Origin of the sequence: Streptomyces sp. NPDC051104, from assembly GCF_040682835.1 — a bacterium.
In the GTDB taxonomy this organism is placed as follows: Bacteria; Actinomycetota; Actinomycetes; order Streptomycetales; family Streptomycetaceae; genus Streptomyces; species Streptomyces cynarae.
This window is the reverse complement of sequence record NZ_JBFBBS010000063.1, coordinates 1-24,159: the sequence shown is the minus strand read 5'-3', so window position 1 is coordinate 24,159 and position 24,159 is coordinate 1. Positions and strand designations below refer to the sequence as shown.

22 protein-coding genes and 3 pseudogenes are annotated in these 24,159 nt (G+C 68.3%); 8 read left to right on the top strand and 17 right to left on the bottom strand.

The features are described from left to right. The 6 genes and pseudogenes from AB0N14_RS37290 to AB0N14_RS37265 all read right to left on the bottom strand — a co-directional run. Positions 1-113 (bottom strand): beta-eliminating lyase-related protein (locus AB0N14_RS37290; RefSeq protein WP_366030158.1); only part of this gene is annotated, 113 nt, incomplete at its 3' end. A gap of 175 nt (positions 114-288) precedes the next feature. Then, positions 289-432 (bottom strand): annotated as a pseudogene (locus tag AB0N14_RS37285) (short-chain dehydrogenase); the annotation flags it as partial. A 161-nt stretch (positions 433-593) separates the two neighbouring features. Then, entirely contained in the window at positions 594-2,135 is a 1,542-nt protein-coding gene (locus tag AB0N14_RS37280; RefSeq protein WP_366030157.1) for an MDR family MFS transporter, read from the bottom strand. Between the two features lie 306 nt (positions 2,136-2,441). Continuing rightward, positions 2,442-3,443 carry an aldo/keto reductase family protein gene (locus AB0N14_RS37275; RefSeq protein WP_366030156.1) on the bottom strand — a complete coding sequence of 334 codons (1,002 nt, stop codon included), beginning with the start codon at positions 3,441-3,443 and terminating at the stop codon, positions 2,442-2,444. A gap of 265 nt (positions 3,444-3,708) precedes the next feature. Then, a pseudogene (locus tag AB0N14_RS37270) lies at positions 3,709-3,905 on the bottom strand (hypothetical protein); the annotation flags it as partial. 2 nt (positions 3,906-3,907) lie between these two features. Next, positions 3,908-4,522, bottom strand: a pseudogene (locus AB0N14_RS37265) (ABC transporter permease); the annotation flags it as partial. A gap of 837 nt (positions 4,523-5,359) precedes the next feature. Here AB0N14_RS37265 and AB0N14_RS37260 point away from each other — a divergent pair. The 3 genes from AB0N14_RS37260 to AB0N14_RS37250 all read left to right on the top strand — a co-directional run bounded on the left by AB0N14_RS37260 (position 5,360) and on the right by AB0N14_RS37250 (position 6,493). Continuing rightward, a complete protein-coding gene (locus AB0N14_RS37260) occupies positions 5,360-5,695 on the top strand; it encodes a hypothetical protein (RefSeq protein WP_366030155.1) in 336 nt (111 codons plus the stop codon). A 91-nt stretch (positions 5,696-5,786) separates the two neighbouring features. After that, positions 5,787-6,143, top strand: coding sequence for a VOC family protein (locus AB0N14_RS37255; protein WP_366030154.1), 357 nt, complete (start codon positions 5,787-5,789; stop codon positions 6,141-6,143). Further along, on the top strand, positions 6,140-6,493 hold the full coding sequence (locus AB0N14_RS37250; RefSeq protein WP_366030153.1) for a metalloregulator ArsR/SmtB family transcription factor: 354 nt from the start codon (positions 6,140-6,142) through the stop codon (positions 6,491-6,493). The genes AB0N14_RS37255 and AB0N14_RS37250 overlap by 4 nt, the downstream gene beginning before the upstream one ends. 34 nt (positions 6,494-6,527) lie before the next feature. On the opposite strand, the gene AB0N14_RS37245 is transcribed toward AB0N14_RS37250, so the two are convergent. Next, a complete protein-coding gene (locus tag AB0N14_RS37245) occupies positions 6,528-6,707 on the bottom strand; it encodes a hypothetical protein (RefSeq protein ID WP_366030152.1) in 180 nt (59 codons plus the stop codon). Here AB0N14_RS37245 and AB0N14_RS37240 point away from each other — a divergent pair. Together AB0N14_RS37240 and AB0N14_RS37235 are read left to right on the top strand one after the other, a co-directional pair. Then, positions 6,706-7,254: an SRPBCC domain-containing protein gene (locus tag AB0N14_RS37240; protein ID WP_366030151.1), complete on the top strand. Its 549-nt coding sequence runs from the start codon at positions 6,706-6,708 to the stop codon at positions 7,252-7,254. The two genes, AB0N14_RS37245 and AB0N14_RS37240, sit on opposite strands and share 2 nt — an antisense overlap. Next, a complete protein-coding gene (locus AB0N14_RS37235; protein WP_366030150.1) occupies positions 7,235-7,573 on the top strand; it encodes a hypothetical protein in 339 nt (112 codons plus the stop codon). The genes AB0N14_RS37240 and AB0N14_RS37235 overlap by 20 nt, the downstream gene beginning before the upstream one ends. A 40-nt stretch (positions 7,574-7,613) precedes the next feature. Here AB0N14_RS37235 and AB0N14_RS37230 read toward each other — a convergent pair whose 3' ends face one another. The 5 genes from AB0N14_RS37230 to AB0N14_RS37210 form a co-directional block, all read right to left on the bottom strand. Continuing rightward, positions 7,614-7,841 carry a hypothetical protein gene (locus tag AB0N14_RS37230; protein ID WP_366030149.1) on the bottom strand — a complete coding sequence of 76 codons (228 nt, stop codon included), beginning with the start codon at positions 7,839-7,841 and terminating at the stop codon, positions 7,614-7,616. A 14-nt stretch (positions 7,842-7,855) separates the two neighbouring features. Beyond that, positions 7,856-8,284, bottom strand: coding sequence for a hypothetical protein (locus AB0N14_RS37225; RefSeq protein WP_366030148.1), 429 nt, complete (start codon positions 8,282-8,284; stop codon positions 7,856-7,858). Between the two features lie 40 nt (positions 8,285-8,324). Then, positions 8,325-9,818, bottom strand: a complete 1,494-nt coding sequence (locus AB0N14_RS37220) for a cytosine permease (RefSeq protein WP_366030147.1) — start codon at positions 9,816-9,818, stop codon at positions 8,325-8,327. A 318-nt stretch (positions 9,819-10,136) separates the two neighbouring features. Next, complete coding sequence (locus AB0N14_RS37215; RefSeq protein ID WP_366030146.1) at positions 10,137-11,567, bottom strand: amidase; 1,431 nt, start codon at positions 11,565-11,567, stop codon at positions 10,137-10,139. 118 nt (positions 11,568-11,685) lie between these two features. Continuing rightward, positions 11,686-12,621, bottom strand: a complete 936-nt coding sequence (locus AB0N14_RS37210; protein ID WP_366030144.1) for an acetamidase/formamidase family protein — start codon at positions 12,619-12,621, stop codon at positions 11,686-11,688. Between the two features lie 599 nt (positions 12,622-13,220). Here AB0N14_RS37210 and AB0N14_RS37205 point away from each other — a divergent pair. After that, on the top strand, positions 13,221-13,898 hold the full coding sequence (locus AB0N14_RS37205; RefSeq protein WP_366030142.1) for a DedA family protein: 678 nt from the start codon (positions 13,221-13,223) through the stop codon (positions 13,896-13,898). A gap of 241 nt (positions 13,899-14,139) precedes the next feature. Here the strand turns inward: AB0N14_RS37205 and AB0N14_RS37200 are convergent, their stop codons facing one another. From AB0N14_RS37200 to AB0N14_RS37185, 4 genes are all read right to left on the bottom strand, one after another. Beyond that, positions 14,140-14,934 carry a fumarylacetoacetate hydrolase family protein gene (locus tag AB0N14_RS37200; protein WP_366030141.1) on the bottom strand — a complete coding sequence of 265 codons (795 nt, stop codon included), beginning with the start codon at positions 14,932-14,934 and terminating at the stop codon, positions 14,140-14,142. 142 nt (positions 14,935-15,076) lie between these two features. After that, positions 15,077-16,411 (bottom strand): MFS transporter, encoded by a 1,335-nt coding sequence (locus AB0N14_RS37195; protein ID WP_366030140.1) that lies wholly within the window; start codon positions 16,409-16,411, stop codon positions 15,077-15,079. Between the two features lie 154 nt (positions 16,412-16,565). Then, positions 16,566-19,493, bottom strand: coding sequence for an FAD-linked oxidase C-terminal domain-containing protein (locus tag AB0N14_RS37190; protein ID WP_366030139.1), 2,928 nt, complete (start codon positions 19,491-19,493; stop codon positions 16,566-16,568). A gap of 37 nt (positions 19,494-19,530) precedes the next feature. Then, complete coding sequence (locus AB0N14_RS37185) at positions 19,531-20,697, bottom strand: aminotransferase class V-fold PLP-dependent enzyme (RefSeq protein WP_366030138.1); 1,167 nt, start codon at positions 20,695-20,697, stop codon at positions 19,531-19,533. Positions 20,698-20,792: 95 nt separating this feature from the next. On the opposite strand from AB0N14_RS37185, the gene AB0N14_RS37180 reads away from it, so the two are divergent. Next, a complete protein-coding gene (locus tag AB0N14_RS37180; RefSeq protein ID WP_366030137.1) occupies positions 20,793-21,557 on the top strand; it encodes an IclR family transcriptional regulator in 765 nt (254 codons plus the stop codon). Positions 21,558-21,676: 119 nt separating this feature from the next. On the opposite strand, the gene AB0N14_RS37175 is transcribed toward AB0N14_RS37180, so the two are convergent. Continuing rightward, positions 21,677-23,512, bottom strand: a complete 1,836-nt coding sequence (locus tag AB0N14_RS37175) for a CocE/NonD family hydrolase (protein ID WP_366030136.1) — start codon at positions 23,510-23,512, stop codon at positions 21,677-21,679. Between the two features lie 534 nt (positions 23,513-24,046). On the opposite strand from AB0N14_RS37175, the gene AB0N14_RS37170 reads away from it, so the two are divergent. Then, positions 24,047-24,159: beta-eliminating lyase-related protein (locus AB0N14_RS37170; RefSeq protein ID WP_366030158.1), on the top strand; the 113-nt coding region annotated here is incomplete at its 3' end.

Here is a 24,159-nt window from a genome sequence, read left to right as displayed (position 1 = left end):
GCGGGATCGTCGCCGAACACGTCGTCCCCCACGTCGGCCCGCGCCATGGCGTTGCGCATCGGATCGCTGGGACGGGTGACGGTGTCACTCCGCAGGTCTATGACGTTGTCCATGCCTCATTCCTACCGGGCCGTCGTCCGGGCCCGTCGGCGGGGCCGCCGAGCACGACGTCGTCCTGGTCAAGTCGGACGCCGCAGACGACGTCCTACGCAAGCTGCCCGCCGACTTTCCCTGGCCGCGACGACGGAGTACCCGTCCCTTCTGCCTCCTGCCTCCTGCCCTCTGCCCTGCGACGCCAGAGTAGGCGTACGTCGGCGTGCCCTCGGCGGTGAGCCGGTCCAGCGAGGCCAGACCGCTGTTGACGTTGACCACGATCGGCGCGGCGGAACGCTCCGGCAGCGGCAGGACCGCGTGCAGGACACGCACCGTGCCGGAGTCACTGCCCGCCAGGTCCGCCGCGTCGTGGAGGACCTCATCGCCGGTGGCCGGTGGAAGCCCGGGGGACCGCGACGGGGGTACGGCGACGCGGTCCCCCACCGCCTGGTCGTCCAGCGCTTGGGCCATGGACAGGTCTTACCGCGGCGCACCGGATGTCAGTCGAAGGTGAGCGGTTCGCTACGTCGCGGCATCAGCAGCAGGGCGCCGATCCCGAACAGCGCCAGAACGATCAGCCCGAGGAACACGTGGTGGGTGGCCTGGTACAGCGAGTCGCGCAGGAACAGCGCCACCGCGGGAGGTTCGTCCTTCGGCGCATCACCGAAGGTCAGGCTGGTGGCGTTCACACTGCCGGACAGTTTGCCCGCAACGGCCGCCGGCGGGTGGGCGTACCGGGCGGCCAGGGTGGCGTTGGCGATCGCGCCGAACACCGCGGCGCCTACCGCGCTGCCCAGCGACCGGCTGAACATGTTGGTCGCCGTCACCACGCCCCGCCGCTCCCAGGTCACAACCGACTGAGCGGCCACCAGTGTCGGGCTTGCCGACAGGCCGAGCCCGATGCCCAGGACGAATGAGGCAAGCGCGGCGAACAGGAGTGAGGTGTACGCACCCAGTGATGCGACCAGCACGGCACCGACCACGACGAAGACGCTGCCGATCAGCGCCGTGTTCCGGAACCCGATTCTGAGATAGATCCGCCCGGACAGCCCGGCCGCGAGCGGCCACCCGACAGTCATCGCGGCGAGGGCGAAACCGGCGACCACGGCGCTTTTCCCGAGCACGCCCTCCGCGTATGTCGGCAGGTACGAGCTCAGGCCGATCATGAGAGTACCGACGACGAGCGAGTAGAGGCTGCCTCCGGACAGAACGCGGCGGCTGAAAACCCATGGTGGCAGTACGGGTTCGGCCGCGCGGCGTTCCACGAGGAAGAAGACGACGAGCAGGGCAACGCCGGCGACGAAGACGGCGGTGCTCGGCAGCGACGCCCAGTCCCAGGCGACGCCGCCCTGCAGCAGGCCCAGGATGAGCAGCGTGAACCCGCCGGTGAGGGCGGCCGCACCGGCGTAGTCCACCGTGTGGGTCGTGCGGGTCACCTTCTCGGAGAAGTGCCGGGCCAGCATCCATGCCGCGATGGCGCCCAGCGGCAGATTGACGAAGAAGATCAGCCGCCAGGACAGGTACTCGGAGAACAGCCCGCCGAGGGTCGGCCCGATCACCGAGGCGATACCCCAGACACTGGCGACATAGCCCTGCACCCGGGCGCGTTCCTCCACGGTGTACATGTCGCCGACCATCGTCATGCTGATGGGCTGCACCGCGCCGGCTCCGACTCCCTGAACAGCGCGGGCGACAATCAGCAGCGGCATGCTCCAGGCCACTCCGCACAGCACCGAGCCGAGCAGGAAGGCAGCGATACCGAAGAACATCACCGGCCTGCGGCCGAGCGAGTCGGCGAACTTACCGTAGAGCGGCACCGTGACGGCCTGGGTGAGCAGGTAGACCGAGAACAGCCAGGGAAACTGCGAGAAACCACCCAGGTCGCCGACGATAGAGGGGACAGCGGTGGCGAGGATCGTGGAGTCCAGTGCGACGAGGCCCGTGCTGAGCATGATCGCGATCAGCACCGGTCCCCGCTCTGAGCGCAGTCCGATACCTTGGCCGGCCGGGGCGGCAGTGGTCGGCGCTTGCGTTCTGGCCATGCGGACGCTCCTTCAATGGTCCCTGTCGACGAGCGTCAACTCCATGATCGCCCGAGGCATTCCCGCACAGAGCCGCATGTGAGGCAACCCGCTCTCTCTCGGCCGTTCCGGCAGCCCCGTGCTTCGCTGCGGTGTCGCGTGCCAGGAGCTGTCGTAGCTGAACCTTGCAGTTCCCACGAAGGGCGTGTACTCGGTGCGTGCCACGCTGCAGTAGCGCATGGCCCAGGCCGCCCCTGAAGGGACGGCCTGGGCCGCTTCCGTCGCAGCTGCCACGCAGCATCCCATAGGCACGCTGCACCGACCGGTTCAGGGACGCTGCGCCGGTACGTTCTGGTGCACGAGATGGGGATCCGTCACCGCTACCGGCAGCACGATCTTGTCGATGCGGGCCATCAGCTCGGCATCCAGCGTCACACCGGCCGCCTTGGCGTTCTCCGCTACCTGCTCCGGCCGGGACGCGCCGACGATGGCAGCCGACACGTTGCTGTTCTGCAGGACCCAGGCGACCGCCAGCTGCGCCAGGGTCAGGCCCGCCTCGTCGGCCAGCGGCTTGAGCCTCTGCACCGCTTCGAGCACTTCGTCGCGCAGGAAGCGGCTGATCATCGCCGACCCCTTGTCGTCCGTCGCCCGAGACCCCGCGGGGGGCTGTTGCCCGGGAAGGTACTTGCCGGTCAGCACGCCCTGGGCGATCGGCGACCACACGATCTGTCCGATGCCGAGCTCCTGGCATGTCGGCACGATCTCGCCTTCGATGATCCGCCACAGCGCCGAGTACTGGGGCTGGCTCGACACCAGCGGCACCTTGAGCTCCCGCGCCAGCGCATGCGCCCGCCGGATCTGATCGGCCGTCCACTCGGAGACCCCGATGTACAGGGCCTTGCCGGAGCGGACCACGTCGGCGAACGCCTCCATGGTCTCCTCCAGCGGGGTGAACCGGTCGAACCGGTGCGCCTGGTAGAGGTCCACGTACGACGTCTGCAGCCGGCGCAGGGAGTTGTCGATCGACTCCATGATGTGCTTGCGTGACAGTCCGCGGTCGTTCTTCCCGGGGCCCGTGGGCCAGTACACCTTGGTGAAGATCTCCAGCCCCTCGCGGCGCTCACCCTTCAACGCGCGCCCCAGCACGGCCTCGGCACGGGTCTCGGCATAGACGTCAGCGGTGTCGAACGTCGTGATACCCGCATCGAGCGCCGCCCGCACACAGGCGACGGCGGCTTCCTCCTCGACCTGCGAGCCGTGGGTCAGCCAATTGCCGTATGCGATCTCGCTGATGAGCATGCCACTGCTACCGAGATGTCGGTGTTCCATCGTCGAACCTCTCCTTGCGTTGTGTATGTATCCATGATCCGCCTGGGCGAGCTACTGATGCGCAGGGGGTCGGGCAATCGTTCTGGTCGATCCAGCTGAGCCGGCGCTTGAAGTCACTCGGCGTCGTCGCGTACGGGTGCCCGCCCGAGCCGCGGGGGCGGGCGTCCGCCCCATGTGGGGCCCCACGCGTGCGACTGGTGCCCTGCGGTGGCGGCTTCAGTACTGCCGACTGAGCGGCCCCTCCCGGCCTGGGCCGGGCCGTGTATCACAACCGCCGACGCCATCGCGCCCTAGGGGCGGCGTTCTCCTTGACCGTGATCCTCCCCTTACGGATGGTGGCGAGCCGCGGGGGCCTTTCCTCTCGATCGAGGAGTCGTGGGTGACCGTGATGAACGTCAGCACGTGCTCCTTCCACATGCGTTCGAGCACGTCCATGATCTCGTCACGCATCGACTCGTCGAGAGGGCGACGGTCTCCGACGTGGTGAAGGTACGGCCGCTGGTGATCTTCGAGCAGGTCAGCGGGCCCAGGGCGGCCTTGGTGACGTCGGTGCCGTAGACGGAGTAGCGGTTGGCGTCGAAGTTCGCACTCCCGCCCTCGACACTGCCCTGCGGATCACCCTGGCGGCGGGCCTGCCGAAGGCTCTTCTTGTACTGCTTGAACTCGCCCTGCGTGAACTGGCCGCTGATGTCGATCACTTGGAGGCTGAGCCCGCCGGCGGCCTCGGAGACCCCGTGCTGTGCGCCGACCTCGGTGACCGTGCTGCTCCCCAGCGTCTGAAAGCCCTGCACCATGACGCGGTCAGTGCTCTGCGTCTCGTCGGAGCCGTTGCCGTTGGTGCCGAAGTCGAAGTGCGGACGCTGCGGGCTGCTGGACGTGGGGTCGGCCGCCTTGGTGACGGTCATGTCGGTGCCGAGTCCGTACAGCGACTGCAGCACCTTCTCCTGCGCCTTCCCCATGCCGGAGGACACTGAGGTGACCACGATGACCAGAGCGATGCCCAGCGCGAGCCCGGAGGCGACGACGAGGGACGCCTTCCTCCGGCTACGCAGTTCGCGCCTGAGGTAGGTGAAGAACATGATGGCAAGCTAGGGGGGCACCCTGATGAACCAGTAAGCCCAACATTTAAGCTCCATGAGAACCCTGTGGCGGACCCTGCGATGAACTGTGCAGGGGCTCAGAGGGGAACGAATCGCCGCCTGGCCGGTGCGCTGGCGGTTCCAGCGGCAGCAGGGCCCACCGGCCTCGTCGCCCCGAACCGCCGTGAGCCCTTCTTCCGCCGTGGGCTTTGAGTCATTCGCAGCCACGCGCCGGTCCTCCCTGGCTCCACCCGCCGTGCACGTACCGAATGCCCTCGTGCTGGATGGAGCGACGCCCACCTTGTCGGGGGTGGGGACTTGGCCGTCCGCTGTGCCGATGGTGCAGCAATGGGCCGTGTGGCACTTCACACAGTCGCCAGAAATGAAACCGATCGTTTCGGCCATACATCCTCTTTTCAGATAATAAGAGATTAAATACGGGAGAAGTAGGCAAGCTCCGGAAATGAGTGAAATGCCGGATGCCGGTGAAGGGTCAGGCAGCCGGGAAGAGGTGAAGAAGGAGGGCAACCGGATTGCGCCGGAAACGTGCCATAGCACCGCTCTCTGAACGCGTCAGCGTCGGCGGGCGACGGGGTCGCGGAGGCGACGTGGCGGCGACCGCGTCGACGCCGGGCCGGGCGTACCGCTCCAAGGACCGCTGCACTGGAATGCCAAGAACATCAGCTTCGACACCGCCCTGGGATACGACCTCTATCATCTGCTCACCGGAGGCGTCGCGGCCTCCATCGAAACAGTGCGAGCCAGCTCCCATCCTGACCGCGACCGCATCCTGCGGGAGATCACCTCGGACCGCCATACCGATGCCGCCGTCGACGAGTGGCTCGACCAGCAACGCGCCCTGTTCCCTGCGACCCGGCCGACGAGGACCTCCAGTCGTGGGCCGACCACGCCGCACGTCTCGGCGATCGCAAAGCATCCCGCCTGTTCATCACCGAGTGGGCCGTCGGCGAGCCGCGAACCGTCCGCACGCTCAACACACTCCAGGCTCACCTCGCCCAACTCCGCTATCTCGCCGAGGCGGTGGCAGTGCAGAAGGAGTTCGTCGCGATCTGCGACGACTCGCCGGGGGTGAGCCGCATGGCCAGCGCGCTGCTGGGGCTGGTCAGACTGCAGCGCCAGGCAGGGCAGTTCAGCGACGCACGGCTCACGTAGGCCGCGAGCGCAAGTTCCAGTCCGTTTGACGTGAATGTCGACTGTTGCTAACGTTAGCGCTCGTTGACGGACTTGGATGGAGGCAGTGACCATGGGTCAGCCGATCGCGTTCTTCGAGGTGGTCAGCCCGGATCACCAGCGGGCGCAGGCGTTCTACCGTGAGCTGTTCGACTGGCAGATCGCCGCGGATCCGGCGATGGGCGGCTACGGCCTGGTGGACACCGGAGCCGGCGAGGATGCCATCGGTGGCGGCGTCGGGCCGTCTATGCAGCCGGGCGACACCGGGGTGAAGGTCTATGTGAAGGTCGATGACCTGGACGCCTATCTGGACCGGGCCGAGGCACTGGGCGGCAAGCGTCTGGTGCCCCCGATGGACCTGCCCGGCGACTTCGGCCGATTCGCGATCTTCACCGACCCGGATGGGAATCAGGTCGGTCTGTGGGCATGACGCAGCGGGACGCGACGGACGAGGCGCTGCGCGCACTCGCCGAGCCGCGCCGTCGGGCCATTCTGCGGCTCGTCGCCCATGATGAGTTGGCCGCCGGGGAGATCGCTGCGGCGTTCGAGGTGAGCCGTACCGCGATCAGCCAGCACGTGACCGTGTTGAAGAACGCGGGGTTGCTCACCGAGCGCCGTGACGGCACCCGGCGTCTGTATCGGGCCCGTCCGGAAGGGCTGGCCGAGTTGCGGGAGTTGCTCGACGAGATGTGGGCTGGTGCCCTGGACGTCGCCCGCCGGCTGGTCGAGGCTGATCGCGGCCTCTCCGGCACCGACGAGAAGGTCGTTCGTGCCAGCTGACCAGCGCCCGCCGCGGGGGCCAGTCCGGCCCCCGTCAGCGATCCGCCGCGCCGGTGATCCGCCGGCCGAACAACGCCGTCGCGTCGAGTGGATCTGGGCGCTGGCATTGCGGCGCTTCCGCGACTACCTGCACGGCACCGATCGTGACAGCAGCCAAGGACAGCCTCGAAACGTCGACGACAACGCTGCCCAAAACAAAGTGAAGAGCCACCATGACCACTCATGACCAGCCACGGGTCACCCCGCTGCGGCGGCCACCGGTCCGCCAGGCAACCCTCGTGCGCAGCGACGTCGAGCATACCTTCGAGGTTCTCGTCCGTGAGATCGGCGCGTGGTGGCCGGTGCAGCCGTTCTCGGCCGGGCAGGACCAGGTACGCGACGTCACCGTCGAACAGCGGGTCGGCGGCCGCGTCTACGAGACCTGGCAGGACGGCACGGTGGTGGAGTGGGGCGAACTGCTGGTCTGGCAGCCGCCTCACCGGTTCGCCATGACCTGGACCAGCACGCCCGCACCGACCGAGGTCGAGCTGACCTTCACCGCGCTCGGCCCGGCACTGACCAGGGTCGCCGTAGAACACCGAGGCTGGGAGTCACTCACCGAAGCCCAGCTATCCGAGGACTGCGCCCTGCCCGGCGGCTACACCAGCGGCGGCTACAGCACGGGCTGGGCCACCATTCTCGGCTGCCTCGCCACCGCCGCAGAGACGCCAGTTTCGACCGGAACCACGCTAGGAGATCGCAATGGCGACCATCACCGATGACCAGATGCGGGCGCTGATGCCCACGACCAAGACCTACAGTGTGGTGATCCTCAAAGTTGGCCCCAACTGGCGCATGGCAGGGGTCGACAACATCATCTGGGAGCACGGCCGACGCAACTTCTCCCTGCGCGCGGACGGACTACTATCCATCGTCTGCCCGGTCCGCGATGAGACCGAGGTATGTGGCGTCGGCATCTTCAACCTCGGGCCCGAAGAGACAAGCAAGGTCATGGAGGAGGATCCCGGCGTCAAGGCCGGCGTGTTCGTCTACGAGGTGCACCCCTGCCGGAGCTTCCCGGGCGACGCGCTGCCCGCGTGATCCGGAGAGAGCTGATCGAGATCACCGGACGTCAAAGGCCCTACACCTCGAAGTGTCGCCGGTTGATCTTCCCCGGCCTGCGCTTGTCGAACAGGATGCGCTGCCACATCTGCGAGGCGAAGCCGGCCGTGGCCGTCCGCGTCTTCGCGGTGCCACCCTCGTCGGTGACGGTGTACGTCGCCGGTACCCACTGGCTGGAGCGGTGGCGCATGGCCTGGCAGAACTCAACCGCCTGGAGCACCTCGTCGTCGGTGGAGGTGGCCACCATCTCCAACACCTCGGTCAGGTCCGCAGGACCTTCCGGTGGCTGCGGAAATGGCGCCGCATCAGCGGCGCGTAGATGTCGCCGTGGTGGGCGGACACCATCTCATGATCCTCGGACAGCTTGGCCAGGCCGCCGGCCTTCTCCAGCCGTTCCAGCACCGCCTCACCGCACTCGGCGTGCATCTGGTTCCGCTTGCGGGCGCTGGCGGGCAGGGTGACGGACTCGCCGTCGAAGCCGACCGCGTCCTCGGCGGCCTCCAGCACTTCGCCGAGTACGGCGAGCAGCCGCTCGGAGTCCGCCCGGTGCCGCTTACGGATCTTCTCCAGGTCCTCCTTGGCCTTCTTCGTGATCGACCCCATGCGCTTGCACAGCATCGTCACCAGCTCGTCGCGGGCCCGCACCTTCGCCATGTGCAGCAGGCTCGCCAGCAGCGCGAGCCGCTTCACCAGAGCGGGCCGGCCGTCACCGCAGAAATCGTTGCGGTTACTAAGCGTGCCCGAGCTCGGACGGCTTCGCAAACTCGGTCGTGGCTGGCTTGCCGTCCTCTTCCGCGACTCGCCGTTCGCGCTCCAGGTCGAGCGACCGCGACAGCGCAAGATAGACGGCGGCCGAGAGGGCCAGCCCAACGAACGGCGAGATGTCCGCCTGCCCGATCGCCTTCGCCCCGGGACCGATGTACCAGCCCGAAACGACCCAGAACGGTACGCTCGCGCCGTAGCCGACGACGTAGGCGACGAGGCCACGCCAGCCCCACCGCCCGTACATGCCCGTCGGGTTGACGATTTCCTTGATCGCGTAGTGCCCGTGTCGGACGAGGAAGTAGTCAACGAGATTGATCGCCGTCCAGGGCGCGAACAGGTAGAGGAGGGTGATCAGCAGGTTCGAGTAGAAGGTGTTGAACGATGAGCTCGAGTTTGCGTAGTAGCCGCCGATCAGGCCGACAGCGAACGTGATCCCGATGCCAATCACCCGGTGGGCCAGCCGCGGCTTCAGCGGCTTGAACGAATCGGCGATGGTGACGAGTACGAGCATGCCCCCGTACATGTTCATCGCGAGGATCATCACGAGCGCCGGTACGCAGCAGACGAGCACGACCGCGCCCCACCCGCTGAAGAGGGCGTCGCCTGTCGCGCGGATCGAGTCGATCGTCCCGGCCGCCTTGAACGGCGCCGCCACGATCGCGCCCATCACGAACATCCAGGCCCCGCTGATGAACATCCCCCAGTAGGTCCAGTGGAAGGTCGCGCGCACACCCACGGACGCCGGCAGGTAGCGCGAGTAGTCCGAGACGTAGGGTGCCCAGCTGATCTGGTAGCTCATCGCCAGCCCGAAGGACGCGAGGAACGGGGTGGCCTTGAAGTCGGCCAGCGAGAGCGAATCGGCAGGGAACGAAACCGTCGCCAGCACACCGATCGTGTAGATGCTGAAGAAGACGATGAACCCCCACGTCAGCCAGCGCTGGGTCTTGTGGATCAAGTCGTAGCCCCACAGGGCGGCGACAAAGCCGATCACCGCGAGGACCGGCAGCCAGATGGTCGTGCCGATGTGCGTGACGTTCGCGAGCGCCTGTGCCGGCAGCAGCCCGTTCGCGACGTTGTAGCCGGCGTAGGAGATGAAGGTCGCCGGCAGCACGAGGACCGCGACCCCAAGGTGGCCGAACTGCGCGCGTGACTGGATCATCTGCGGCAGCCCGAGTTGCGGCCCCTGCGCGGAGTGGGCGGCGGAGAAGAACGTCCCGCAGATCGCCCCGCAGAGCAGGCCGATCACCGTCCAGATCAGGTTGCCGCCGAACGACATCGCGACGACCCCGGTTGCGAATGTCGTCAGCTCGGCGTTGCCGGAGAACCAGACCGTGAAGATGTGCCAGACCTTCCCGTGCCGCTCCTCGTGGGGCACCCAGTCGATCGAGCGCAGCTCGATCCCCTGCGCGGTGCTCGCCGTGCGGTCTTCATGCGATGGTGTGGCGGCCGGAACGCTCATCTCAGGGCTCCTTTCGTGTCGAACAGCGGCATCGTGAACCCGCGGTCCAGAGCCTCCATCGACGATCTTGGTGGTCTTCACGTCGCCCGCCAGGCCGGACGGAGCGTAGGCATCCCTTGCGCGGCATCTGGTACGACCTGTCCGGCCGTGCGATCACCGCGTGTACGGTGCCGTACACGTCCTTCACGCGGTCGCCGCCGATCCCCGTTGTGGTATGCGAGCAGCGCGGTTCGCAGCACGGTCGTTTCCTTGGAGGTTCGCAAGGCCCTCGATAGCGCCGTTGTGCCGTGGCGGGGCTTCGGTGCCGGAAGTCCGTCATCAGGTGCGCACCTCCCCCGCCAGCGCCGCCTCGAGCGCGGTCGGCAAGCGGTCGACCCACGGGCGTGCCTCCTCGATCTGCGCCGCAAGCTGAAGCAGCGTCAGATCATCGCCGAAGCCGCCCATCAGGTGGACGCCGATCGGCAGACCCTCCTCATTCCACGAGAACGGAACGGACATCGACGGCTGGCCCGTCTGGCTCGCCACGAACAGGTACGGGTAGTACGCACCCTCCCGTTCGAGGATCTTTTCCGGCTCTCCCTCCACGAGGTGTCCGAGCGGCACGGGCGGCATCGCGAGCGTCGGCGTGAGCCAGACGTCGAAGCGCTGGAAGAAGCTGCCGAGTTGCCGCCCGATCCGGTGGTTGACGTTGACCGTGCGGACGTGATCGGCGGCCGAGCGACGCAGACCGAGCTCCCGCAGGTAGGCATTGACCGGTTCGATCTCGTCTACCTCCGGCTCACGTCCCAGTCGCTCGGCCCAATCCGCGATCCATGCCGCCGTCCCATCGGCCCACGACTCGAGTCCCGCCCGCTCGGCTGCCTCGACGTCGTACTCCGGCTCCGCCACGCTCACTTCGTGCCCCAGCGCCTCGCACAGTCGCGCCGCCTCCAGCGTCGCGGCCGCGCAGTCCGGGTGGACGTCGCCGATCGTGAGGGCGATCCGCAGCTTCCGTTCGGTCCGCAGACTCTCAAGGAACGAGCCGCCGACGGGCGGGGCCCAGTAGGGGTCGCCGATGTCGGGGCCCGAGGTGATGTCGAGCATCAGCGCGTTGTCGCGGACCGACCGGGTGATGACATGCTCTGCTGCGATCCCGCTCCAGCCCTCGCCGAGTTTCGGCCCGAGCGGGTTCCGGCCGCGGGTCGGCTTCAGCGACACGAGCCCGCACGAGGCGGCCGGGATCCTCAGTGAGCCGCCGAAGTCATTACCGTGGGCGACTGCAACGGCGCGCCCGGCAACGGCCGCCGCGGAGCCGCCGCTCGATCCGCCGGGCGATCGCGAGAGGTCCCACGGATTGCGCGTCGGGCCGTTGAACACCGGCTCGCAGCTGCCGGAGCATCCGAACTCCGGTGTGTTCGCCGTCCCCAGCAGGACGAGACCCGCACGGCGGCAGCGGCGGACGAACTCACTGTCCTCGTCGGCGATGTAGTCCGCGAGGAACCTCGAGCCTTCGTGGTGCGGCACCCCAGCAGCTGTCGCAACGAGATCCTTGAGCACGAAGGGGACGCCCTTCAGTGGGCCGTCGGGCAGCGGCCCCCTCGCCTCCTCGATTGCCTGCTCGAAGAGCGGCGTCACTAGCGCGTTCACGACGCGGTCGACTGCCTCCGCCCGAACGGCCGCGGCCTCGACTAGCTCGGCCGCGGTGACTTCGCCGTGCCGGATTGCCTGCGCCTGCGCAACCGCGTCGCTCATCAGCAACTCAGCCGTCATTACCAGCCCTTCCGAATCTCTGCGGAGAACGTCGCCGACGTGGGAATGGGGGCGGGTTGCCCGCCGGCGCCCGCCTCACCCGGGGATGCAAGAGTTGCGCGGGCCCGGGACGTAAGGGTCACCCGCGATGAAAGACGCTCAATGGCATGGTCATGCCAACGTTCCACATTCCGGCGTCGACGATCTCGAGAATCTTCAAATCCCCTGCGGTGCTGCACAGGATGTATGCGTCCTCGCGACTGAGGCCGTGCTCGGCGCAGAGCCAGTCGATCATGGCGCGGGTGGCGGTCTTGGCGCCGGTCATGAGGTCCGGGTCGATGCCCATGGTGGCGTGGTAGCCGGCCGCGTCCTTCTGTGAAACCGCCGCCGGCGGCACCCGGAAACTCGGGACTGCAGAGGCCTGCTTGTGCAGTGTAAAACGCAGGGAAGCGGTCATCGGGCACTCGATGGCACTCACGCAGACCTCGCCGTCGCCCTGTGCCGCATGCGGGTCCCCGCACGAGAACAGAGCCCCGTCGGCCAGCACAGGAAGCCACACGGTCACGCCGGCGGTCAGATGACGGTTGTCCATGTTCCCGCCGCCACGGTGGGGCGGAAACGGCAACTGCCGCCCGGGGCCGCCCGGATGGTTGCCGAGCACGCCGAGAAACGGGGAGAGTGGGATCTCCACCCCGGGAACGAGCACCGTCGTCGGCCCCGTGGTGAGGTCGAAGGTCCGCACATAGCCGTCGGCAAAGTCCTCCGCCAGCAGGCCGAGACCGGGCAGGAACGCGGTCCAGCCCCAACTTCCGGGCGTGAGCTCGAGAAGTTCGATCTCCAGCGTGTCGCCGGGCGTCGCGCCGTTGACCCACAGAGGACCGGACAGGTTGTACATGGTGTCGAAGTCGAACTTGCATTCAGGGTAGTTGGCTTCCGGCCAGATCTGGCCCTCCCCAGCCACCTTGAGGTCGTAGTGCACCACATCGCCGGAGTTGACCGCCAGGACGGGATCAAGTCCGGCATCCCACTCGTGATGTATGCGCGCTGGGTCGATGACATGCTCTTGCCCGACCATGATGCTCCGTCCAGGGCCGCCCACCAGGTTTGAACTTAAATACTGCAGTTGGAAAGTTTCTGTCGAGTTACGGCAGCCGAATCGCCGCGTAACCGAGATCCGTGATGCCGACCGCGCCCACGTGACACAGATCACTTGACGGCTCGCCAGTTCGCATAGCCGCCGATGAGGCAGTAGCAGAAAGTCGCCACCCTGCCCGACCCGTCCGTACCCACCACCCAGACCATGCCCCACCAGGAGCCCGGCTCCCGCCCCGCCTCTGACTGGCCCCCCGTGGCGGCGCCGCGGCTCACGCTCGCGGCGCCGCTCGGTTCCCCCTCGGAAAGCCGGTGTCGTGTGGACCGTGATGCGGGCCGGGACCTCGGTGCAGACATAGGCCGGCGGGGCGGCGACACCCAGCGAGACGGTTGCCTCCGCGGCGGCGACGACCACGGCCGCGCCCCGGCCTGGGCGGTACCGACCGCGAAGCTACTACATGGCGTAAAACATAACCTACTACAAGATGTAGAATTTGATGCGAGCGCAGGAGCGCAAAGAGGGGAGACCCGTCAATGGCACCAGGTTCCGTGACCGTCGCAGCGACACTGGATCCACACGCGATGCTGGCGAGATTCGGCGCCTGGGCGGTACTGGTCGTGGTCTTCGCCGAGACGGGGCTCCCGGCCCTCGGCGTCTTCCTGCCCGGAGACACACTGCTCCTGCCGGCCGGGCTGGCGTGCTCGCTCAGCACGCTGGGTGCGGCCCGGTTGTCGCTGCCGTTGGTGCTTGTGTGCGCGGGCGTGGGCTCGCTCGCCGGGGCGCAGACCGGGTTCTGGCTGGGGCAGCGCGGCGGCAGGTCGATGCGGCTGCGTGGACTGAAGGGCCGTGGCCAGGCCCCCATGAAGCGAGCGGAGGCGCTGTTCACGCGGTACGGGCCCCGGCGGGCGGTGATGCTGGGGCGGTTCGTGCCGGTAGTGCGCACCCTGGTCCATCCGGCAGCCGGGCTGCTGGGCATGCCGACGGCCTCCTTCATCCTGTGGCAGGCCGTTGCCGGACTCCTCTGGTCGCAGTCGCTGGTGCTGGCCGGGTACGCCCTGGGCGAGAGCGGGCGACAAGGCTCGGCGTACCTGGCCCCCGCCATCGCCGCGGTCGCCGCCGCCGGACTGCTGCCCCCCGCCATCCAGTGGTTCCGCGCCCGCCGAGCCGATCGTCACCCGGCCGGGGCGGATCATGCGGTGCGTGCGGTGGACGTACCGACCCAGCGCCAGTCGGACCCCGGACAGGTAAGGTGCCGGTGACCTTCGGGCGCGCCGGGCCGGGTGCGCCGCGGGATCGCCGCCTCGTTCTTGGTGCTGGTCCCGGCCGGATACTTCGCGATCTCCGCCGATCAAAGCCACAACGCGGCAGCCGCGCACAAGCTGCGTGCACGGCGAGCCGGGCTCGTCCACGGCATGCCCTCCGCCGAGGGCGGTGCGGCGCCTGCCGCACCGCCCTATCGGCGCCTTTCGTCTCGCGCCGGTGATCGCCCCGGTGAAACGCTCACGTCGTGAACGTCGTGCCCGGCGCGTCCAGCGGTTCCGTGCCGGCCACCGGATTGGACAGGGTCCCCACGCCCTCGATCCGGACCTCGACCCGGTCCCCGGGGACCAGTGGGCCCACGCCTGCGGGGCTGCCGGTGAGCAGTACGTCGCCCGGCTGCAGGGTGATCCAGCGGGTGACGAAGGCGAGCAGTTCGCCCACGCCGAAGACCATGTCGGCGGTGGAACCGTCCTGGACCGTACGGCCGTTGACGAGAGTGCGCAGTCGTAGCGCTTGGGGGTCGTCCACGGCCGTCTCGATCCATGGCCCGAGCGGGCAGAAGGTGTCGGCGCTCTTGGCCCTGGTCCACTGCCCGTCCGCGCGCCAGTCGTGCGCGGTGATGTCGTTGGCACAGGTGTAGCCGAGTACGTAGTCGGCGAACGACGCCGCGGAGACGTCCCGGGCGCTGCGGCCGATCACGACGGCGAGTTCTCCCTCGTACTCCAGCCTCCGCAGTTCGGCCGGGTGGATCACCGCTGAGCCGGGGCCGACCACGGCATTGGGTGCTTTCAGGAACAGGGGTGGCTGGGTCGGCCAGGGACGCTGCTTCTCCGCTATCTGTCCCGCGTAGTTGCTTCCCGCGCACACGATGGTGCGCGGATCGCAGGGCGCCAGGAGCTCGACCTCGTCGACCGCAGCGATCCTGGGTCCGGGCCGTGAGCTGCCGAGCGGGCTGTCGCCCATGGCGTGGATGTACTCGCCGATCAGCGCACCGTGCCCGGTGTGCTCCGCCTTGCGATACCTGACCAACCGCACCGCGCGTCTCCCTTGCCGGCCTCTGCGGGCCGTTGTTGTCCCATGACTGTTGTCGAAGCCGGTTCCCGCCCTTGTCGTGTCTGTGGGCCGGACGGCCCGGCTTCCGGCCGCCTGGCCCACAGGAGCGGGGCGAGAGGAACTGTCAGGCAGGCCTGGCAGCGGGTGATGCCTCCGTTTCCGCCGTTCCGGTGTCCACTGGCGGAGCGGTCGTCGCCTCGCGCAGCCTCTTGCGCAACGTCAGGACGAGCAGCGCCGCCACCGCGAAGACCGCGCCGAAGAACACCTGGGTGAGGGCGTATCCTCCGCTGATGTCCTTGAGCCATCCCCCGACGTAGGGCCCGAAGAAGCCGCCAAGGTTACCGACGCCGTTGATGATGCCGATGCCGGCGCCCGCGGCCGCCACCGGCGTGAGCTTGGTGACGGTGGCCCAGAACGGTCCGTACCAGGCGATCGACGCGGCGGTGCCGAGGATCATCGCTCCCAGCACGAGCCACTTCTGCTGTGCGGAGATCAGGCCCGCCCCGGCGAGGACCACGGCTCCGACGCCGAGGACTGCGAACATGTGGGTGGTGTGCCTGCCGTGGCGGTCCGCGGACCTGCCGATGAGAACGATCGCCAGGCCTGCGGCGACCTGGGGCAGCATCGCGACGAGGCCGACCTTCATGTCGGTGTGGAAGGCCGTCTTGAGCACGCTCGGCAGCCACATCGAGAGCCCGAGCAGACCCAGTTGGGTCAGGGTGTAGATGAGGGCGAACAGCCACACGATCGGGCTGCCGAACGCTGCCTTGAAAGTCCCGCGGTGTTGGAGCGGTTCGCCCTCCGCCGCGCGGGACTGCTCGATGTGGTGGCGTTCGGTGGCCGACAACCACTCGGCCTTCGCCGGCGTGTCCCGCATGATCACGAGCCATGCGACGAGCCCGAGCACGAGCGGGCCGCCGCCCTGGATGATGAACATCCAGCGCCAGTCCAGGTACGTGAGAATGACACCGGAGAACGGCGCGGCCACGATGGCCGCGATCGGCGTGTACAACTTGAAGATCGCGTAGGCCCGGCTGCGTTCGGCGAACGGGAACCACGACCGGATGGAGGCCATCAGCGCGGGCTGCACGCCGCCCTCGGCCACCCCGAGCAGCAAGCGGGTGATGACGAGTTCGGTGAAGTTGTGCGTCAGTCCTGAAGCCACCGCGGCCGCACTCCACAGCACCATCAGGATCGCGATCCATCGCTTGGCGCTCCACCGCTCGGCCATGTATCCGCCGGGCACCTGGAGGAGCAGATACCCCCAGAAGAACACGCCGCTCGCGAAGCCCTGTTGGGCCCCGGAGAGATGCATGCTCATCTGCAGGTGAGGCAGGGCGAAGCTGATGTTCGTCCGGTCTATGTAGCAGATGATGTAGATGAAGACGATGACTGGAAGGATCCGCGTCCATCGTCTCACGTCGGATCGGCGCCGGAACCAGGATGTCTGCGTGACCAACGACCTACCTCCTTGTAGGTGCGAAATACCGGATGTCTCAGCGCGCTGACTACACGAGAGACTGGTGGTGCGAGTTGCGTCCTCTCCTTTCTGGGTGTGTCTGCCGCCCGGCGATTTCTCCGCGGGGGCGCAGTGAGCCGGGACCGCCGGTCTGTCAGGGATGCAGGGCGGAGCGAACGAGTTCCACGGGATGGAGGGCACGGCGTCCGCCGCCATGGGAGATCTGCTGCCGGCAGGACACCCCGGTCGCCACCACGACGGTGTCCTCCGAGGCCGCCCTGACGGCGGGGAAAAGGCGGTCGTTGCCCACGGTCATCGACATCTCGTAGTGCTCGGTCTCGAAGCCGAAGGATCCGGCCATGCCGCAGCACCCGGCGTCGAGTTCGTCGACCGTCGCGCCGGGGATCCGGCCCAGCAGCGCGATGGTCGCGGCGGTGCCCACTTCGGCCTTCTGATGACAGTGGCCGTGGTAGAGCAACCTGCGTCCGGCGAGCCACGAATCAGCACACAGCCGCAGCCGGCCGTCGTCGATGGCCTCCACCAGCAGCTCTTCCACCTGCCTGACCCGGCCCGCGACGTCCTTGACCGCCACGTCGTCGGGCAGCAGCGCCAGGTGCTCGTCCCGCAAGGTCATCAGGCAGGACGGTTCGCAGCCCACGATCGGTGAGCCCGGCTCCCCGCGGGAGCTGAGCGTGTGGGCGAGCTTACGGGCCTTGCGCCGGGCGTCATCAACCAGCCCTTTGGACAGGCTTGACCTGCCGCAACAGCCGCTGGCCTCCAACTGAACCTGCCAGCCGGCGCGTTCCAGCAGTTCGATCGCCGCCCGGCCGATACCCGGCTCGGTAAACGTGGTGAAGGAGTCTGCGAGGAAGACGACCGTTCCCTGCGTGACGGCGTGTCCGCGGCTCGTGCGGCGGCGGAACCAGCGCAGCAGGCTGGCCCGCTCGAACCTCGGCAGCGGCCTGGCCGGAGCGATACCGATCAACCGGTCCATGAGTTGGCGCACCGGCCGTATCCGTCCCGGCAGGTTGGACAGCGGCGCGGTCGCCGAGCCGAGGCGGTTCAGCGACCGGATCGCACCGAAGATCCGGGACCGCAGCGGTGTTCCGTGCAGGTCATGGTGGTGTGACAGCGTCTCGGTCTTGAGTGCGGCCATGTCCACGCCGAGGGGGCACTCGCTCTTGCACGCCTTGCACCCGAGACAGAGGTCCAGGATCTCGTGCAGCCGTTCGTCGCCGAGCGCCGCCCGCGGATCGGGCTCCGACAGAGCCTTGACCAGCGCGTTGGCCCGGCCACGGGTGGAGTGCTCCTCCTGGCGGGTGGCCATGTAGGAGGGGCACATGGTGCCGGTGGCGCTCTTGCGGCAGAGGCCGATGTTCATGCACCGGTCCGCGGCACTGCGCATGCCTCCGACCACGTCGAAGGACAGCCGCGTCCGCAACGGGGGGGCCGGCGGCAGCGCGGGGTCCCGCAGGTTGTCCGTCATCGACGGGGCGTCCACGATCTTGCCCGGGTTCAACCGGTTGTCCGGATCGAAGACGCGCTTGACCTGGCGCATGGTTTCGTAGAGGTCGTCACCGAAGAGTTCCCGGTTGAACTCGCTTCTGGCCAGCCCGTCGCCGTGCTCACTGGAGTTGACGCCACCGTACTCCCTGACCAGGTCCTTGATCTGCTGTGCGACGGAGCGCATCGTGTGCACCTGGGCCGGATCGGTGAGATCGAGGAACGGGCGGATGTGCAGGCAGCCCACCGAGCAGTGCCCGTAGAACCCGGCCGTCAGATCGTGCCGGTCCAGGATCGCCTTGAAGCGCCGGGTGTACTCGGCGAGGTGGACGGGATCGACCGCGGTGTCCTCGATGAAGGCCAGCGGACGGCGTGAGCCCACGCTCGCGGCCATCAGCAGGCCCAGGCTGGACTTGCGTACCTTGAGGAGGGCCCCCTGCTGGCCGGCCGTGACGGCCTTCAGCGTGTGGTAGCCGTGGCCGTGGCGCCGCCACAGCGCGGTCAGCCGCTCCAACTGCCCGACCAGCAGCTGCTCGTCGTCCCCGGTGAAGGTGACGAAGAGCAGCGCCCCGGGGTCGCCTTCCAGGATCGAGCCGAGTGAGGCGTACTCGATCTTCTGCCGGGACAGTTCCAGGATCGTGCGGTCCATCAGCTCGACGGCGGCCGGATCGCAGGAGAGCGCGTCATCGGTGGCCGCGATGGCGGCGGGCGTGGAGATGAAGTGGCCGACGGCGATCACCGTGCGGAGCGGTTTGGGCACGAGGTCGACCAGAGCCTGGGTGGCGACCACGAGGGTGCCCTCCGAGCCCACGACGAACTTGGCCGGGTCGAACGGTCCGTCCCCGGCGAGCCGGTCCAGCCGGTAGCCGCCGGCCCGCCGCCAGAACTTCGGGTACCCCTCGGCGATCGCCGATGCGTTCTCGTTCAGGATCTCGGGCAGTCGCCGGTGGATGGCGCCTTCGAGGGTGGCCGCCTTCGCCCGACGCTCCCGCTCGGCCTCGCTCACCGGCGCCAGGTGGGCGAGGCTCGCGTCGCTGAGCACCACGTCGAGCTCACGTACGTGATCGATGGTCATCCCGTAGCGGACCGACCCGCTGCCCGCCGAGTTGTTCCCGATCATGCCGCCGATCGTGGCGCGGTTGCTGGTCGAGGTGTCGGGGCCGAACATCAACCCCAGTGGGGCGGCGGCCCGGTTGAGCTGGTCCTGCACCACGCCCACGTCGACCAGGGCCGTACGGTTGCCGGCGTCGATCTCGTGGATGCGGTTCATGTACCGGGACAGGTCCAGCACCAGGCCAGGCCCGACGGTCTGGCCGGCGAGGCTGGTGCCGGCCCCCCGTGCGGTGACGGGGACGCCTTGTTCGGCGGCCGCCGCCACCGCCGCCGCCACATCTTCGGCGTGGCGAGGGAACACCACGCCGGTCGGGGTGATCGCGTACATGCTCGCGTCCCGGGCGAACAGGTGCCGGGTGTAGTCGTCGAAGGCGACCTCGCCGTCGAGTTCGCGCCGGAGCCTGTCCGCGAGGTCCTGAGCGGCACCGTGTTCGTCGGCGGGACTGGAACTGCTGACCGCGGTCACTGTCCGCCTCCTCCTCACGATCGTTGCTCGACGCTGTTCACTCGGAGCCCAGCAGGTCCAGTGCTGCACCCAGGCCGGCAGGGTCGATGTCCACTCCTGCCAGTTGCAGCCCCATGTGGACGCCGGCGAGAGTTCCGGCCAGGGTCAGGTCGTTGAAGTGTCCGAGGTGTCCGATCCGGAAGACCCGTCCGGCCAGCCTGCCCAGGCCGGTCCCCAGGGACATGTCGAAGCGGTCCAGGATGATCCGGCGCACCTTGTCCGCATCGTGCTCCTCGCCCAGCAGCACGGCGGTCAGGGATCCCGAGTACTCCCGCTCGTCGGCACACAGCACCTCCAGGCCCCAGCCGTTGACGGCGGCCCGGGTGGCCGCCGCGTGGCGGGCATGGCGTGCGAAGACGTTGGGCAGCCCCTCCTCCTCGAGCATGAGCAGGGCTTCCCGCAGGCCGTAGAGCAAGTTGGTGGCAGGCGTGTAGGGAAAGAAGCCCTGCCTGTTGGCGTCGAGGATAGGTGCCCAGTCCCAGTACGACCGCGGAAGCCGCGCCGCCGCGGAGGCGGCCAGTGCCTTCTCGCTCACCGCGTTGAAGCCCAGTCCCGGCGGCAGCATCAGGCCCTTCTGCGAGCAGCTGACGGTGACGTCGACGCCCCACTCCTCGTGGCGGTAGTCGATCGAGCCCAGCGAGGAGATGGTGTCGACCAGGAGCAGAGCGGGGTGGCCCGCCTCGTCGATGGCAGCCCTGATATCCGGCACACGGCTGGTGACGCCGGTGGAGGTCTCGTTGTGGACCACCATCACGGCCGCGATGGAGTGCGCCGTGTCCGCCGCCAGCCGTTCGGCGACGGCCTCGGGGTCCGCGCCGCGCCGCCAGTCCCCGGGGACGAAGTCGACTTCCAGCCCGAGGCGTTCGGCCATCTCGTGCCAGAGCGTGGCGAAGTGCCCGGTCTCGAAGGCCAGTACACGGTCACCCGGGCTGAGGGTGTTGACCAGCGCCGCTTCCCAGGCACCGGTTCCGGAGGAGGGGTAGACGATGACGGGGCCGCTTGTGCCGAACACCGGCTTCAGGCGCGGCAGGAGGTCCAGTGCCAACTCGGCGAACTCCGGCCCGCGGTGGTCGATGGTGGGCTGTGCAATGGCCCGCAGCACTCGGTCGGGAACGTTGGTGGGGCCGGGGATCTGGAGGAAATGCCGTCCACTGCGCGTGGTCACTGACAATCACCCAATTTCGCTTGTGCCGTGAGGTGGCACACTGTGCCGTAAAAAGGTACGGTGATGTTAGGGACGAGTCACAAAGGAGTCAATGGATGCAGAACGTCCTCAACGCTCTGCGTGTGTTGGAGGAGGTCGCGACGCGGCAGCCGATCGGCGTCGGCGAGCTGTCTCGGGTTCTGGGGATGCCCAAGAGTTCTGTGCAACGTGCACTGCGCACGCTGTACGAGGCGGGGTGGATCCGTCCTGCGGGAGGTGAGATCACACGCTGGGCCCTGACCACCAAGGCACTGGATGTGGGCCGGCATGCCAGCGGCGACCTCGGCCTGCGCAACGCAGCCGTGCCCGTGATGGAGGAGTTGCGCCGGCGCACCGACGAGACGATCCACCTCACGGTTCCGGAGGGGAACAGGATGGTGCTCATCGAGCGGCTGGAGACGTCCAAGCCGGTGCGCACCAGCATGTCCCTGGGGCATTCCCTGCCCTTCCACGCGTCCGCCAACGGCAAGGCGGTGTTGGCGAACAGCCCTGCCGAGGTGGTCGACCGGCTGCTCGCCGAGGGGCTTTCGCGTTACACCGACACGACCATCACCGATCCCGACCGGTTGCTCGCCGAGCTGGACCGGATTCGAGCGCAGGGCTACGCGACGAACAGGGGGGAATGGCGGTCCGACGTCGGATCGGTCGCGGCGGCCGTCATGGGTGAGGCGGGCGAGCCGATCGCGAGTCTCAGTGTCAATGTCCCGATGAGCCGGTTGACCGACGAAGCCGAGCCGTTCTTCGGCGCCGTGGTGAGCGAGGCGGCGAAGACCCTCTCAGCGCACCTGGGGCACACTCCCGGTGCCAACCCGCCCGCATGAGCGGTCCCGTAAACGCTGCACGCGCAAGATGACCGCGGGGTAGCCGTGTGACCCCGGCGTCGGAATGATCCTGGACAGGGCGGTTCAGGGGACCTGCGGCACGACACCCACAGGACGCATCACGACGTCCGGACCGGGACGGTCAGCACCGGAGCGCTCAGCGTCAGACCCGACGCCTCATTGTCCGGACGCCAGGTGGGAGCGTCGCCCTGGGTGAGTTCCAGCTTCAGCCGGTGTCCCGACTGGAGTTGCCAGCCGGCCGGCCAGAGTTCGAAGGCGAGCGGCAGCGGGTTTCCCGGGAAACCGGTGACGCGGTACACCGACCGGGTGATCAGCGTCTGGGTGTCGCGTACGGGGTCGATGTCGAACAGTCGGGCCGCGAGTTCCGCATCGGTGCCCTGAAGGGAGGCGGTCACATGGACGACGGGCGACCCGGTGATGACGCCTGGCGAGGGCGGGTCGAAGGTCCAGTCGGCCACGCCCGGGTCGGATTGCCCGGATGTGGTGCGGCAGCCGGAGTTGGCGATCGGGTCGACGGCGGCGGCTTCGGTACCGCCGGGGAGGGTGGAGGTGGTCACCGCGCCGGTCGAGCCGGTGAAGCTCCAGCTTGCGGTCGCCAGCTGGGAGAAGCGGTCGGCGGTCAGTGTCTCGTTGGTCTGGCCGAACACACAGGCGGTGGTGCTGAGAGTGGTCCGTGCAGCGGTCGGCTGAGAACCGGCGAGCACGGCGTCGAGCCAGCTGTTGGCCTCGTCGTTGGCCGCAACCCAGACCGGGTGGGAGTTGTCGGCGTACGAGTGTCCGAGATCGCCGTAGAACGTCCACACCGGGTACTCGGGGGCAACCGCCTGCAGCTTGTTCACCATCTGCGCCGTCTGGATGGCGGGGAACAGCGGGTCGGTGGTGCCCTGGATGCTGAGCACGGGGGTCCGGCCGGAGGCCGGCGGGACGGGCATGTCGTACGGCGAGCGGTAGTCCGCCATTTGCTGGAGGATCTGGTCGGTCACCGGGTCGTTCCCGTACGGCTCGCCTGCGTTGATGCGCGTGTACCACCCCGGTATGTCCGCGGTGGGGTCGTCGACGGCGTACTGCCCGTACTGCGTACCGAGTGCGTACAGGCCGCCCAGGTAGCTCTCCTTCGCCACGCCGACCGGATCCTCGTGCGGCCCGTCGCCGGGCGCCCCTGACAGGCCGTCGGAGGCCCTTCCGTTGTCGATGAGTGCCTGCGCGAGATCCGTCCAGGAGTACTGCGGGATGGCGGCGGCGAGATGGAGCGGTACCCCTTTCGGTGAGGCCCAGGGCACCAGTGTGCCGTCGGGCTGCATCACCTTGTTTTGGGACATCGCCAGCAGCCAGCTCTGGCCGCCGCCGTAGGAGTCACCGGTCGTCACGACCTTGTCCGGTGCGGCGATCCCGGCGTCGGCCAGCAGCCCCACGAGAAACTGGGTGTCGTGCACCTCCCACCGGCGGTCGGCGAGGTGGGTCCAGCCGGCCCGGCCCGCGCACGCCGGATCGGTGGCGTAGGTGTACCCGGTCGCCGGATCCTCGCCGCAGGAGCGGTGGAAACCACGCGACGTGTAGTTCAGCACGGCGAAGCCCCGGCCCGCGAACCAGGCGTTGTTCCAGTGGTAGGTGTGCGCGTCGTTGCCCGTCGGTGTGGTGGACTCGAAGTCGGTCTTGTCGCTCCCCCAGCCGTTGAGCATGACCATCAACGGCAGCGGACCGGCGGGGTCTTGGGGGAGGGAAACGTCCACGTCCAGTGGCGTGCCGTCGAAGCTCGGCACGCGGCCGGAGCACAGGGTGTAGGGCCTCCCGCCGGACGCAGACACCTGGGCCGAGACGGTGAGGCCGAGCGGGCAGGCCGTCACCGCTGCGGCGTGCGTGGCGGGCAGACCCGTGAATCCGAACATGGCTGCCGCCGTCGACAGTATGGCGAGGAACCGACGCCTTCGCAGCACCACAGCAACTCCTTCACCAGTAGGCCTCTCAGGCGAGTGGCACGGATCGTACTGGCGAGTAATCCCGTCGGGCCATACTGCGGAACCATGCCACGTGCAAAGAGTTTCCCTTGTCATGCATGCCACGACGCCCTGGGCGATCCAGCCGCGGGCGCCGTAAGGCGACACCGCCCATGCAGCGCCGCCGCATCCGATGGCGCCTGCATGCGGTGCGAACGCGGAGCTGCCGGGGGTTGTGCTTTGCTGTTCGAGACGGTGGTGCTGGGCATGGTTCACGGCCAACCTGGAGACGGTGGGGGCGTTTCGGGCGGCAACAGGGCCGGACGACGAGCGGCCCTCGGCCGGGCCGTAACGATGCGCGTCATCCGGTCGGTTGACGCGCTCGCACCTTGCGCGGCCGCACCGCGCGTACGGTGCCTCGCTGGGCGCCCACGGCCTGCCTCGCCTACGGGCAGGGAACGTGCGTGTCCCGTCGTGACGCGGAGCGGCGGCCCCGCCGACGGTCCCAGGACGGTGACCGGGTAGGAATGAGGCATGGACAACGTCATAGATCTGCGGAGTGACACCGTCACCCGTCCCAGCGATCCGATGCGCAACGCCATGGCGCGGGCCGACGTGGGGGACGACGTGTTCGGCGACGATCCCGC